Below are 13,002 nucleotides of genomic sequence, written 5' to 3' on the forward strand. Positions count from 1 at the left end.
ATAGCGCGATGAGCTTTCCCTGGGCCAAGCATTATGAGCCGAAGAACCCGGTGATGCAGTGGGTGGACTCGCGTCTGCCCCTGCCGCGCTTCGTCTACAACGCCGTCGGCGCCGGTTACCCGGTGCCGCGCAACCTGAATTACTGGTGGAACTTCGGCGTGCTCGCCGGCGTGGCGCTGGTCTGCCAGCTGATCACCGGCATCGTGCTGGCGATGCACTTCCATTCGTCGGCCGCGGGCGCCTTCGATTCGGTGAATGTCGGCATCATGCGCGACGTGAACGCGGGCTGGTTCCTGCGCTTCGCCCACGCGAACGGCGCCTCGATGTTCTTCATCGTGATCTACATCCACATGTTCCGCGGCCTGTATTTCGGGTCGTACAAGGCGCCGCGCGAGATGGTGTGGCTGCTCGGCGTGGTCATCTTCCTGCTGCTGATGGCGACGGCCTTCATGGGCTATGTGCTCCCCTGGGGGCAGATGAGCTTCTGGGGGGCGCAGGTGATCACCGGCTTCTTCTCGGCGATCCCCGTGGTCGGCGACTGGATTCGCATCTGGCTGCTCGGCGGCTATGCGCCGGACGATGCCGCGCTGAACCGCTTCTTCTCCCTCCACTATCTGCTGCCGTTCGTGGTGGCAGGTGCGGTGATCCTGCACATCTGGGCGCTGCACATCCCGGGCTCGTCGAACCCGACGGGCGTCGAAGTGCAGGGCGAGCAGGATACCGTGCCGTTCCATCCGTATTACACGGCCAAGGACGGCGTCGGCGTGCTGGTGTTCCTGTTCGTGTTCGCCGCGCTGATCTTCTTCGCGCCGGACTATCTGGGCCATCCGGACAATTACATCCCGGCCAACCCGCTCTCCACGCCGGCGCACATCGTCCCCGAATGGTATTTCTGGCCGTTCTACGCGATCCTGCGCGCCTGCACGTCGGACTTCATCCTGCCGGCGAAGCTGTGGGGCGTGCTGGCGATGTTCGGCTCGATCCTGATCCTGTTCTTCCTGCCCTGGCTGGACAAGTCGCCGGTACGCTCGGGCTCCTATCGCCCGGCATACAAGATCGCCTTCTGGGTGCTCGTGGCGGACGTGCTGGTGCTCGGCTATTGCGGCGGCTCGCCGGCCGAGCCGCTCTACGTGATCCTCAGCCAGATCGCGGCGGCTTATTATTTCGCGCACTTCCTGATCATCGTTCCGCTGATCTCGATGTACGAGACGCCGAAGCCGCTGCCCAACTCGATCACCGAGGCCGTGCTGGCCAAGACCGGCGCGTAAGGGGGACTGGGAACAATGACTTCGCTGTTCATCAAATCGATCAAGTTCCTGGTCGGCGGCGCCTTTGTCGGCGTGCTTCTCTGGGCGCTGCTCTGGACCGTGGTGGGGGTCGTCACCGAACCCGCCGCGGAAACCGCCGAGCATGCGATGCACAAGCATCCCAAGGAGCTGCACCTCGCGTCGGACGGGCCGCTCGGCAAGTTCGACCGCCAGCAGCTCCAGCGCGGCTTCCAAGTCTACAAGGAAGTCTGCTCGGTCTGCCACTCGCTCAGCCTGGTGTCCTTCCGCAACCTGAAGGACCTCGGCTATACCGATCCCGAGGTGAAGAAGATCGCCAAGGACTGGGCGATCAAGCAGCCGGCGTTCGACGAAAAGGCCGGCACCTGGGGCGAGCGCGACAACCTGCCGTCGGATCGCTTCCCCAAGGCCTATTATCCCGGCACCGGCACGCCGCCGGACCTCAGCCTGATCACCAAGGCGCGGCATGACGGCGCGGCCTATGTCCACTCGCTGCTGACCGGCTATGACGAGAAGCCTTCGGCCGAGGCCGTGAAGAAGTTCCCGGACTTCGCCAAGACGCCGGACGGGATGCACTTCAATCCCTATTTCGCGAACCTCAACATCGCGATGCCGCCGCCGCTCGTCTCGGACGGGCAGGTGACCTATGCGGACGGCACCCGCGCGACCAAGGACCAGATGGCACAGGACGTCTCGGCGTTCCTCGTCTGGACGGCGGAGCCGACGCTCGAGACGCGCCGCATGGTGGGCTTCGTCGTGCTCGGCTTCCTGCTGCTGGCGACGATCCTCGCATATAGCGCCTACCGCGTCGTCTGGGCGAACGTGAAGCACTGATAGCCGCGGCAACGCGGAAGGTTTGGATCCCGCCCGGGGCAGCCCGGGCGGGATATTTTTTGGCAAGAAGGCTTGGGTTTCGATGGCAGAGAATGACGATATCCGGCAGCGCATCCGTACCATCCCCGACTTCCCCAAGCCGGGCATCCTGTTCCGCGACATCACCACGCTGCTGCTCGATGCCGAGGGGCTGAAGCTCAGCGTCGACCGCATGGCGCAGGCAGTGGCGGGGCCGATCGACCTGGTCGCGGGCATCGAGGCGCGCGGCTTCCTGTTCGGTGCGGCGCTGGCGGTGCAGCTTGGCGCGGGCATGCTGCTGATCCGCAAGGACGGCAAGCTGCCGGGCGCGACGATCGCCGAGGATTATGCGCTGGAATATGGCACCGACCGCATCGCCATCCACGCCGATGCCTGTGCCCCCGGCGCCCGCGTGCTGCTGGTCGACGACCTCATCGCCACCGGCGGCACCGCCCGCGCCGCGGTCCGCCTGCTGCGCAAGGCAGGGGCGGAGGTGGTCCAGGCCTCGTTCGTGGTCGACCTGCCCGATCTGGGCGGCGCCGACGCGCTGCGCAGCGACGGCGTCGCGGTGAACGCGCTGGTGGCGTTCGAGGGGCACTAAGTTCCCTATTCCCCTCCCTGCAAGGGAGGGGAATAGGAGTGGGTTAGGAAAGCTCGGGCTCGATGCCCGGCCTTTTCTATTCTGCCACCGGCTCGTTGGGCTCGCTCCGCTCGCAACCCACCCCCGACCCCTCCCTTGCAGGGAGGGGAGTGAAGGCCCTCAGCCCTCCGCCGGCCGCCGCCGCATCAGCGCCAGCGCGATGAAGCGCAGCACCGGCTCGTCATGCTGGTTGAACGTCGTCGTCTGGGTACGCAGGCTGCCCATTTCCGGGCGGCTGCGCGACGGCTTCACTTCCAGTATCTCGCTCTCGCAGCGCAGCACGTCGCCCGGATAGACCGGCTTTAGCCAGCGCAACTCGTCCACCCCGGCTGCGCCCAGGCTTGCCTGCGGGTTCACGCCCATCTCCGCCACGAACATCGACATGGTCATCGCGCACGTGTGCCAGCCGCTCGCCGCCAGCCGCCCGAAATGGGTCTGTGCCGCCGCCTCGTCGGAGAGGTGGAAGGGCTGGGGATCATATTTGCGCGCGAAGTCGAGCACTTCCTCGCGCGTGACTTCGTAGCGGCCGAAGCTGCGCTTCATGCCGGCATGGATATCTTCGAGATAGAGCATGGAGTAGGTTTCGGATGAAAACCGATCCCGCGCAAGCCCCCTCTATCCGTCATCCGTTGGTCCCCGCCCTGGAAGGAGAGGCTACGGGCGCGTGGAGGCTTGGCGATACTGATGTGGCCGGGCGCACGGCGCCGTAAATGCGTGCATCACTCACCCCCAGCCCCCTCCCTTCCAGGAAGGGGAGCTTGTTCAACGCGCCAGCACGCCCCGGAACGGCGCGTCGGTCCCATCCACGCCCGCCTTGGGCGGCAGCCCGATCAGGTCGCGCAGCAGCGGATAGACATCGACATTGGTGAAGGCGGGCAGCACGCCGATCCGGAACGCCGGGCCATGGGCGATGAACAGCGCGCTCATCTCGGGGGACATGTTATCGAAGCCGTGATTGCCGCCCACCTCGTCGCGCCTCGGCGCCTTGTCGAGCAGCTGCCAGCCGGTCTCGGCCAAGCAGAAGATCGGCGGGATGCGCGGGTTGGTGCCATAATGGAAGCGCGCCGGGATTTCGCTCTTGCGCCAGCATTCGAAATGCGCGTGCTTGCCGAGCAGCGCCTTCTCCACCACGGCTTCGCGGCCCGGCGTGGGGATCAGGCTGGCATAGGGCCCGGTTTCGACGACATGTGCGTCATCGGGCCCGATCGGCAGCTGCACCGCCCGCGCGCTGCTGATCTGCGCCATGCCGTGATCCGCAACGATCACCAGGTTGGCCGGCTGGCCGAGCGCCGCCAGCCCGTCGACCAGCATGCCGATGCTCTCGTCGATATCGGCCACCGCATCGGTGGTGCGCTTGTCGTCCGGGCCGAACATGTGCCCGGCGGTATCCACCGTGTCGAAATAGACCGTCACCAGCTTCGGGCGGATCGCCGCGGGGCGCCGCAGCCAGTCGAGGACCCCGTTCACCCGCTGCTCGCCGCTGATCACCTGGTTGAACTGCGCCCAGTCGCTCGGCCGGGTGCCGCCCTGCATCGCATAGGGCCATTCGCTGGCCTTCACCCCGCCGATCGCCACGTTGGATCCGGGCCAGAACTCGGTCGCGCTGCGGATGCCGGCCTTCTCCGCGTCCACCCAGATCGGCTCGGCGGTGTTCCACCAATAGGGATCGTCGGTGGACATGGTGAAGACCTCCTTGGGGCGGCCCTCGTCTTCCATCTTGTTGGCGGTGATGCCGTGGTGATCGGGATAGAGGCCGGTCACCAGCGTCCAGTGATTGGGAAAGGTCTTGGACGGGAAGCTCGGGTGCATCGGCGCAGTGACGCCGCCGGTGGCAAGGCGGGTCAGGTTGGGCGTCACGCCGCGCCCCAGATAGTCCGACCGGAAGCCGTCGATCGAGACAAGGATCGTCACCGGCGCGCGCTGCTCGGCCACGACGGGCGCGACTGCGGGCGGCGGCGCGGCGACCGGCGCGGTGGCGCAGGCCTGGAGGACGGCGGCAAGCGCCGCGGCGGCGATCTTCGAATACCAGCGCATGCTCGGCCCCTGCCAGTCAATTGTTGCTGGTAGAAGACGCTACATGCCAAGCCCCAGCCGGGCAAATAGCGTGTAGCTGAGCGGCGCCTTGCCGTACGCCGCGTCGAGCGCCGCCGGCTTGGCATAGGCTGCCAGCGATCCGCCCAGCGCCACCTCGCCCTTGTCGGACAGCGGGATGCGATAGGCGTATCCGCCCTCGAACCGCGTCACCCGGAACTTGGTATCGTGCAGCGGATTGGCATGATCGGGGAAGAGTTCGTCATTGGCGACATTCTCCACGCGCCCGAACAGGCTGTGATGCCGGGACAGGTCCCAGTTCGCCTCGGCGATCCAGGCAGTCAGCGTGTCGCCCGGCTCGCGGTCCTTGGCCGAGAAGGCAAGCATCGCCGAGACGCCACCGCCGCCATATTGCACGCTCGCCGTGGTGCGGTTCTCGTCCTGCCCGGCATGCATCGCCTCGGGATCGGTCAGCCGGCCATGGCTCGCCTGCACCACCCAATTGGGCGAGGGCATCCAGGTCGCCCGCATGCTCCAGCTGTCGAGCTTTGGGCTTTCGATATCCCAGCGATTCTCGTCGGGCTCGCGGCCGCGGAATGCCGAGGCCTCGAGCTGGACTTGGCCGGCCGAGATGCCGCCGGTCACCACGCCATAGGTGATGTGCGTGCTGTCGAACCAATGATGCGAGATCGGCGAAAGCGGCAGGTACCTCGCCGACTTGCGGTGGACGAAGGCCGCGGGGCCGAGCGCCGGCTCGCCCACCGGTGCGAGATAGACGAAACCCATCAGCGGGCCGGGCAGCGGCACGTCGAGCCGGGCGCTGATCTCCATGAACAGGTCGTGTGGATGCTGGCGATCGACCAGCGCCTCGCCATGCGCGGTCTCTCCCGTCGCGAACAGGTTCGGATAGCCGCGCTGGCCGTTGACGGCGTCGAGGCTGCCCATCACGTCGAAGGTGAGTTTCGTCCCGCCGTCCCAGCTCCGCACCGCCTGGAACATCGCCATGTTGGCGGTGTAGGCCGCATCGTCGCCGCGCGGTCCGCCCTGGTCGGTATAGGCCAGGCTGGCCGATCCCATCGCCATCAGCATCCAGTCGCCGGTCATGACGTGGAAGCCGCCGCGCATCCCGTCCGAGGCCGGCAGGCGCGAGGTGCCCGATCCGGCCGCGCTCCACCGCAGGCGGGTGGTGGGGACGAAGTCGCCCTGGTCCTCCATCTCGTCCATGTCGTGCAGCGCATGGTCCTGCGGGGCAGGGGCGGGCGCGGGAGCCGGCGCGGGGATGTCCATCCCCGGCATCGCATGCTCCGAATGATCCTGGGCGAAGGCGGGCAGGGGCGCGAGCAAAGTGGCGGTGGCGAGCAGCAGCATCTTCATCGTCACATCCCCATTCCCGGCTTGGCCAGCATCCACACACCCATTCCCACCATGAACAGATTCTCGGTCAGCGAGACGAAGCCCAGCGGCACATTGCTGCTCCCGCCCACGCACGCGCATTTGAGCGCCCGCCGGTCGATATAGACTGCCTTGAACACCGACACCGCGCCGATCCCGCCGATCACCAGTCCCAGCGGCGCCGCGCACCAGGTCAGCGCGCCCGCGGTCATCAGCACGCCGGCCAGCGCTTCGAGGAAGGGATAGGCATAGGCATAAGGCACCCAGCGCTTGGCGAGCAGGTCGTAATTCAGGAACATAGACGAGAATTTCTCGACATCCTGCAGCTTGAGCATCGCCAGCACGCACATGCTGAAGCTGACGAACCATTCGGCGGCGCGCACGCTCAATGCCGACCCCGTCACCGCATGGCTCGCCGCCAGCGCCAGCGCCGCGGTGATCCCGAACAGCGCGATCACCGGCTGGTAGCTGGTCGCGCCCGGCTCGGCGACCTTGCCGCCGAAGAAGCGGGTCAGATCGTCATTCCCGCCGATCCTTTTGCCGTCGATGAAGGTCTGCGGGGTGGCCTGCACGCCATGCTCGGCCTTGAACGCGTCGGTCTCCGCCCGCGTCGTCAGCCAGCGATCGTCCACGACATAGCCATGCCGCTCGAGTTGCCATTTCGACTTCACGCCGTACGGGCAGACATGATCGGGCATCACCATGCGGTAGAGCGTCGCGCGCTTTGCATTCTCGGTCATGCCCGTCCATATAGGGTCCGTACCATGGTACGGAGTCAAGCATGTCCCTGACGATCGGGAAATTGGCGGACGCAGGCGGAGTCGGCGTAGAGACAGTGCGCTATTACCAGCGCCGCGGGCTGCTTGCCGAACCCGAGCGCGGCTATGGCGCCGGCGTGCGCCGCTATGACGACAGCGACCTGCGTCGCCTCAAGTTCATCCGCTCGGCCCAGGCTGCCGGCTTCACCCTCGAACAGATCGCCGAGTTGCTCGAACTCGACGCCCGCGACGACCGCCCTCGCGCCCGCGCGTTGGCGCGCGAGCAGATCGGAATGCTCGACCGGAAGATCGCCGAACTCACCGCCGCCCGCGATTCGCTGGGCAAGCTCGCGCATGAATGCGGCAAGGGCGGGAAGGGGCCTTGCCCGATCCTGGCTGCGTTCGAGGGGTAAACCCGCCGTTCATTTCGCCCGCGCCACGATGTCCGGAAAAGAGGGGATCGGCATGCAGTTCATATTCGCGTTGATGATGGCGCTCGGGCTAGCGACGCCTGCGCTGGCAAAGGACGTATTGACGCTCACCACCGGCACCGAGACCGCCTCGGACGGCAGCCCGGTCCGTTACGAGATCGGCGCGATCGAAGTCCCCGAGAATCGCGCCAGGCCCGACAGCCGCCGGATCAAGGTCGGCATCCTGCGCATCAAGGCCGCGAAGCCCAGCGGTCAGCCGCCGATCTTCCTGCTCGCCGGCGGCCCCGGCATCACGTTGCTCGACACGATCGGCGACCCTAGCCCAGCGGCCAAACGGCGCCTCAGGAGCTGGCTCGATTACGCCGCGACCAACGACCTCGTGATCGTCGAGCAGCGCGGCTACACGCTGCGCGGCGACATGCTCGAACTGGCCTATCCCGCGACACCGCTCGACCGCCCCGCGGCGATCGAGGACGATGTCGCGATCCTGCAGAAGCTCGCCCGGGGCGCTGCCGTCGCCAATCCGGGGCACGACCTGGCGGGCTATACGATCGCCGAATGCGCCGACGATGTGGACGCGGTGCGCCAGGGGCTCGGCTATCCCAGGATCGGCCTGCTGGGCGCCAGCTTCGGCTCGCAGTGGAGCTTCGCGGTGCTCAAGCGCCACCCCGGCACCGTCGCCCGCGCGCTGATCTCCGCCGCCGAGCCGCTGAACAACGGCTATGACATGCCCAGCCAGGTGTTCGCCGTCCTCCAGCGCGTCGCCTTCGAGGCCGAGCAGGATCCCGCACTCAAGCCGCTCATTCCTGCAGGCGGCCTGATCGCCGCCGCGCGCACCGTCCGCGACCGCTTCGCCAAGGGGCCGGCCACCGTCGCGCTGCCGGAGGGCAAAGTCGTCCTTGGCCTCGGCGATTTCCAGCAGGCGCTGTTCGCCAAGGTGACCAACGCCCGCGAATGGCCCGCCTTCGTGATCGACCTCTACAACGGCCGTTACGAGGCATGGGCCCACGAAGTCGCGGAGGGGCGCAAGGCCGCGACCCAGTCGCTGATCGGCCCGCTGATCGACACGGCGACCGGCGTCAGCGCCGCCCGCCGCGCGCAGCTGGAGAGCGATCCGGCGCTCGACATGCTCGGCCGCTGGAACTTCGCGACCTATACCGCCAGCACGGGCGCCTGGCCGACTGCGGATCTGGGCGACGCCTTCCGCCTGCCGGTGCGTGACGAGACGCCGGTTCTCTTCGTCCAGGGCGATTGGGACGCCAACACGCCGATGGAGAATCTGCTCGACCTGCTGCCCTGGTTCCCCAATGCCCGCACGCTGCTCGTCCATCGCGGCCAGCATAACGGCCCGATGCCGTTGCTGCGCGATCATCCCGATGTCGCCGCCGCGGCGCTGCGCTTCCTGCAGGCGGGGACGGCGCAGGGCCTGCCCAGCCGCGTCGAGGCCGCGCCGGTGAAGTTCGCGCTGCCGGCGAACTAGCCGCCGACCAGGTCGATCTCCACGCGCCGGTTGAGCGGATTCCGCGCTCCGTCCGCGGTGGGAACCGCCGGCCGCGCCTCGCCATGGCCGATCGTGCCGATCCGCGCCTCGCGCACGCCGTGGTCGCTCAGGTAACGCGCGACCGAAGCCGCCATGCGCTGGCTCCTGGCGAGATTATAATCGGCGCTTCCCACCCGGTCGGTATGTCCCGACAGCCGCGCCGTCATCTGCGGATGCGCGAGCATCGCCTGGACGATGTAATCGAGCGCCGGCTCGGCCTCGGGCACCACTTCCACCGAATCCGGCGCGAAATAGACCGTCGAATGGCGCTGCACCTCCTGCGCCGGCGCAGCGGCAACCAGCATGGGGACGAGCAGTCCGATCCACCGCATCAGCTGTGCAGGAAGTGCATCACGTCGCCGTCCTTGACGACATAGGCCTTGCCTTCGGCGCGCAGCTTGCCGCTGTCGCGCGCGCCGGCCTCGCCCTTGAACTGGATATAGTCGTCGAACGCGATCGTCTCGGCGCGGATGAAGCCCTTTTCGAAGTCGCTGTGGATCACGCCGGCCGCCTGGGGGGCGGTGGCGCCTTCGTCCACCGTCCAGGCGCGCGCTTCCTTGGGGCCGACGGTGAAGAAGGTCAGCAGGTGCAGCAGCTTGTAGCCGGCGGTGATCACGCGGGCGAGGCCGGTCTCCTCCAGCCCCAGCTCGCCCAGGAACTCGCCGCGGTCCTCCACCGGCATCGTCGCGATCTCGGCCTCGATCGCGGCGGAGACGACTACCGCCTCGGCGCCCTCGGCCCTGGCCTTCTCGAACACGCGCGCCGAGAAGGCGTTGCCGTTCGCCGCGTCCTCCTCGTTGACGTTGCACACATAGAGGACCGGCTTGCTGGTCAGCAGCTGCGCCTGGCGGAACACGCGCTCCTCATCGGCGTCCTTCGGCTCGGTCAGCCGCGCCGGCTTGCCCTCGCGCAGCAGGTCGAGCGCCTGGCCGAGCACGCTGGCCGCGACCTTGGCTTCCTTGTCGCCCTGTGCCGCCTTCTTCTGGAAGGCCGGCACCCGCTTCTCGAGGCTCTCGAGGTCCGAGAGCATCAGCTCGGTCTCCACGGTCTCCGCGTCGGCGATCGGATCGACCTTGTTGTCGACATGCTGGATGTCGTCATTCTCGAAGCAGCGCAGGACGTGGACGACCGCGTCGACCTCGCGGATATTGCCGAGGAACTGGTTGCCCAGCCCTTCGCCCTTGCTGGCACCACGCACCAGCCCGGCGATGTCGACGAAGCCGAGCTGCGTCTCGATGATCTTCTGCGAGCCGGCAATTGCGGCCAGCTTGTCCAGCCGCGCATCGGGCACCGCGACGTTGCCGACGTTCGGCTCGATCGTGCAGAACGGATAGTTCGCCGCCTGTGCCGCTGCCGTCTCGGTCAGCGCGTTGAAGAGCGTGGACTTGCCGACGTTCGGAAGGCCGACGATGCCGCAGCGGAAACCCATGTGAAAACTGCCTGTGCCAATGGTCTGGAAAAGGCGCCCGATAAAGGCAAAGTGCCGGCATTGCCAGCTTGGCCTTGCGGGACGGGCATGCCGGCTCCGTCTTCGTCCGAGCGGAGGAGAAAGTTGCGATGCGCGCTTTCGCCTTCTAAGGCCCTCAAAGTGCCGCAAAGGATCGGGATCACCCGGTTCGCTGGGTTGACTGAGGGCCGTTCATCTGGGGTACAGGGGCCAGCCCTTTCGGTGCCCGCGTGTTTTTGAGGAGCAGGGAATGATTCGCCGTCACATGTTCATGAGCGCGCTTGCCGCGACGGTTGCGCTGTCGGGCTGCGGCGGCGGAGACGTTTCCACCGCGACGCCCACGCCGACCGCAACGCCGACGCCGACGCCCACCGCGTCGCCGACCTACGCGTCGCTCCCGCTGACCGCCCCGGCCGAGTTCTACACCTTCAACGCGGCGACCAGCTACACCGGCGATCCGGCGACCAGCGCGGTCACCCTGGGTGCCGCCAGCACCGAAACGCCGTCGGCGCGCGTGAAGCTCGCCACCGATACGGCGTTCACCACCGGCACCTATGTGCTGGACGAGGGCACCGAGGAGTCGCGCTTCTGCAAGCCGACCGGCCAGACCTGCACCGCGACCGTGGTCGCCGATGCGATCGCGACCAATCCCGAGTTCATCTTCCGTCGCGACGATGCGACTACGGCGGGCAAGTTCGCGCAGGGCGAATTCCTCAACAACGTGATCACGACGAACACCACCACCGGCGTCGCCAGCACCAGCAACACCGCGCTGGCGCTGAGCCGCGTGAGCTACGCCAATTGGTGGCGCGGTGATTCGACCGCGGGCCAGAAGCGCCTGACCTACACCACCTGGGGCTATGCGACGGCCTATGCCGACATGCCGACCACCGGCACGGTCAACTACGGCACGCTGACCGTCACTGGCCGCCTGATCAGCACCATCGGCACCACTACCACGATCAACAAGGTCACCGGCACGGTGACGATGAGCGTGAACTTCGCCACCGGCCAGGTCGATACGGTCCTGACGCTGCAGACCATCCCGGCCGGCGGCGGCGCGGCGGTGGCCTATGGCACCTTCACCGCCTCGGGCGCGATCCCGGTCGCCCAGAATCAATGGACCGGCAGCTTCACCGTCGGCAGCCCGCTCTCGGGCACGCTGGTGGGCGGCTTCTTCGGGTCGCAGGCCGAGCAGGTCGGCACCGCCTTCTCCGCCACGGGCACCTTCGGCGGCGCCCAGCAGCGCCTGATCGGCGTGATCGTCGGCAAGAAGTAAGCTTTCCGCTTCGAAAGACAGGGAAGGGGCTCCGGTTCGCCGGGGCCCCTTTTCCTTTGCTCCCAATCTTCCGTCACCCCGGCCTGGTGGCGGGGTGACGAAGGAAGAGGCGGTAGCGCCATCGACAACCGCCGCCCGCACCCGCTAGCGTGGGCACGTGGATTTCGCCGAGCTCATCGCGCCGCTGGCGCCCGAACACTTCCTTGCCGACTATTGGGGCCGCAAGCCGCTCCATATCCCCGCGCCCGCGGGCTCGAACCGGCAGGCGGTGATCGGCTGGGCCCGGCTCAACCAGCTGCTCGGCATGCGCACCCATTGGGGTCCGGAGCATATCAAGCTGCTGCTCAACAGCGCGCCGGTCTCGCCCGATTTCTACATGGACCAGGTGCCCGGCCGCGGCGGCGTCCGCCAGCTTGCCGATCCCGCCAAGGTCGAGATGTTCCTCGCCATGGGCGCCAGCCTGGTCGCCGATGCGGTGGAGGATGTCGCCCCCGAGATCCGGGCCCTCACCGATGGACTGGCGCGCCAGTTCGCCGCGCGTGTCGAGGCCAACCTCTATTGCTCGTTCCAGGGCGTGCAGGCCTTTGCATCGCATCTCGACCTGCACGAGGTCTTCGCGATCCACTGTGTCGGCGAGAAGCGCTGGCGGATCTACGCCAACCGTGCCGAGAACCCGCTCACGCCGCTGGAAGGCGACGATGCCCAGGCGCGGATCGATGCCGCCAAGGGCCCGGTGCTGATGGACGTGACACTGCGCCCCGGCGACGTACTCTACATCCCCCGCGGCTATTTCCACGACGCGCTGGCGAGTTCCGCCGAATCGCTCCACCTGACGCTCGGGATCACGCCCCATTCGGGCAGGCTGATCTTCGAGCTGCTCCAGGAAATGGCGATCCGCGAGCCGGCCTTCCGCGCCTATCTTTCCGATGCGCGCGAAGGGGGCGGGGCGCCGCTTGCCGCCCAGCTCGCGGCACTGGGCGAACGGCTGGGCGCGCTGGCGCGCAGCGGGGCGATGCTGGAGGAAGTGGCGGTGCGCCAGCGCCAGCTCGCCGCACCCCGGCGCGGGCTTTCGCTGCCCGAGCGGCCGGCGCTCGATTTCTATGCGCGCACCGATCGCGCCGGCGCCGTCGCCTGGGCGGAAACGGGTGCAGTGCTGCGTGCCGCCGGCAGCGAGCAGGCGCTTGGCCCGATCGCCGATGCAGCCGAATATGTGCTCGCCCGCCCGGCGGTGAGCGCCCAGGAACTGCGCGCACGCTTTGCGCATCATCCGGCCGCGGAAGTGGACGCGCTGCTCGCGCTGCTGGTCCGCCTAGGGCTGATCCGGCCCTACCGCCCGGGGCTGTAGC

13 protein-coding genes are annotated in these 13,002 nt (G+C 67.6%); 7 read left to right on the forward strand and 6 right to left on the reverse strand.

Going from position 1 to position 13,002, the window contains the following annotated elements:
- Positions 1-8: 8 nt before the first annotated feature.
- The 3 genes from AC1RPL_RS10560 (at position 9) to AC1RPL_RS10570 (ending at position 2,739) form a co-directional block, all read left to right on the forward strand.
- A complete protein-coding gene (locus tag AC1RPL_RS10560; RefSeq protein ID WP_493069262.1) occupies positions 9-1,268 on the forward strand; it encodes a cytochrome b in 1,260 nt (419 codons plus the stop codon).
- 15 nt (positions 1,269-1,283) lie between these two features.
- Positions 1,284-2,120 (forward strand): cytochrome c1, encoded by an 837-nt coding sequence (locus tag AC1RPL_RS10565; RefSeq protein ID WP_493069263.1) that lies wholly within the window; start codon positions 1,284-1,286, stop codon positions 2,118-2,120.
- Positions 2,121-2,202: 82 nt separating this feature from the next.
- On the forward strand, positions 2,203-2,739 hold the full coding sequence (locus AC1RPL_RS10570; RefSeq protein WP_493069264.1) for an adenine phosphoribosyltransferase: 537 nt from the start codon (positions 2,203-2,205) through the stop codon (positions 2,737-2,739).
- Positions 2,740-2,898: 159 nt separating this feature from the next.
- Here the strand turns inward: AC1RPL_RS10570 and AC1RPL_RS10575 are convergent, their stop codons facing one another.
- From AC1RPL_RS10575 to AC1RPL_RS10590, 4 genes are all read right to left on the reverse strand, one after another.
- The gene (locus AC1RPL_RS10575; RefSeq protein ID WP_493069265.1) at positions 2,899-3,351 is read right to left on the reverse strand and encodes a MaoC family dehydratase; all 453 of its coding nucleotides are present in this window, start codon (positions 3,349-3,351) and stop codon (positions 2,899-2,901) included.
- A gap of 189 nt (positions 3,352-3,540) precedes the next feature.
- Complete coding sequence (locus AC1RPL_RS10580; protein ID WP_493069266.1) at positions 3,541-4,812, reverse strand: alkaline phosphatase family protein; 1,272 nt, start codon at positions 4,810-4,812, stop codon at positions 3,541-3,543.
- A gap of 39 nt (positions 4,813-4,851) precedes the next feature.
- Positions 4,852-6,183 carry a hypothetical protein gene (locus AC1RPL_RS10585; RefSeq protein ID WP_493069267.1) on the reverse strand — a complete coding sequence of 444 codons (1,332 nt, stop codon included), beginning with the start codon at positions 6,181-6,183 and terminating at the stop codon, positions 4,852-4,854.
- Between the two features lie 2 nt (positions 6,184-6,185).
- Positions 6,186-6,941 (reverse strand): MauE/DoxX family redox-associated membrane protein, encoded by a 756-nt coding sequence (locus AC1RPL_RS10590; protein WP_493069268.1) that lies wholly within the window; start codon positions 6,939-6,941, stop codon positions 6,186-6,188.
- Positions 6,942-6,982: 41 nt separating this feature from the next.
- Between AC1RPL_RS10590 and AC1RPL_RS10595 the strand changes: the two genes are divergently transcribed.
- Both AC1RPL_RS10595 and AC1RPL_RS10600 read left to right on the forward strand, forming a co-directional pair.
- Entirely contained in the window at positions 6,983-7,372 is a 390-nt protein-coding gene (locus AC1RPL_RS10595) for a MerR family transcriptional regulator (protein WP_493069269.1), read from the forward strand.
- A gap of 52 nt (positions 7,373-7,424) precedes the next feature.
- Positions 7,425-8,870, forward strand: coding sequence for an alpha/beta fold hydrolase (locus AC1RPL_RS10600; RefSeq protein WP_493069270.1), 1,446 nt, complete (start codon positions 7,425-7,427; stop codon positions 8,868-8,870).
- Here the strand turns inward: AC1RPL_RS10600 and AC1RPL_RS10605 are convergent.
- Together AC1RPL_RS10605 and ychF are read right to left on the reverse strand one after the other, a co-directional pair.
- Positions 8,867-9,262: an OmpA family protein gene (locus AC1RPL_RS10605; RefSeq protein WP_493069271.1), complete on the reverse strand. Its 396-nt coding sequence runs from the start codon at positions 9,260-9,262 to the stop codon at positions 8,867-8,869. The genes AC1RPL_RS10600 and AC1RPL_RS10605 overlap by 4 nt on opposite strands.
- Positions 9,262-10,359 (reverse strand): redox-regulated ATPase YchF, encoded by a 1,098-nt coding sequence (gene ychF, locus AC1RPL_RS10610; protein WP_493069272.1) that lies wholly within the window; start codon positions 10,357-10,359, stop codon positions 9,262-9,264. Before ychF ends, AC1RPL_RS10605 begins: the two co-directional genes overlap by 1 nt.
- Positions 10,360-10,627: 268 nt before the next feature.
- Between ychF and AC1RPL_RS10615 the strand changes: the two genes are divergently transcribed.
- Together AC1RPL_RS10615 and AC1RPL_RS10620 are read left to right on the forward strand one after the other, a co-directional pair.
- The gene (locus tag AC1RPL_RS10615; RefSeq protein ID WP_493069273.1) at positions 10,628-11,656 is read left to right on the forward strand and encodes a transferrin-binding protein-like solute binding protein; all 1,029 of its coding nucleotides are present in this window, start codon (positions 10,628-10,630) and stop codon (positions 11,654-11,656) included.
- Positions 11,657-11,813: 157 nt separating this feature from the next.
- Entirely contained in the window at positions 11,814-13,001 is a 1,188-nt protein-coding gene (locus tag AC1RPL_RS10620) for a JmjC domain-containing protein (protein ID WP_493069274.1), read from the forward strand.
- Position 13,002 lies beyond the last annotated feature (1 nt).

The organism is Sphingomonas sp. GW821-FHT12D09 (assembly GCF_058807215.1).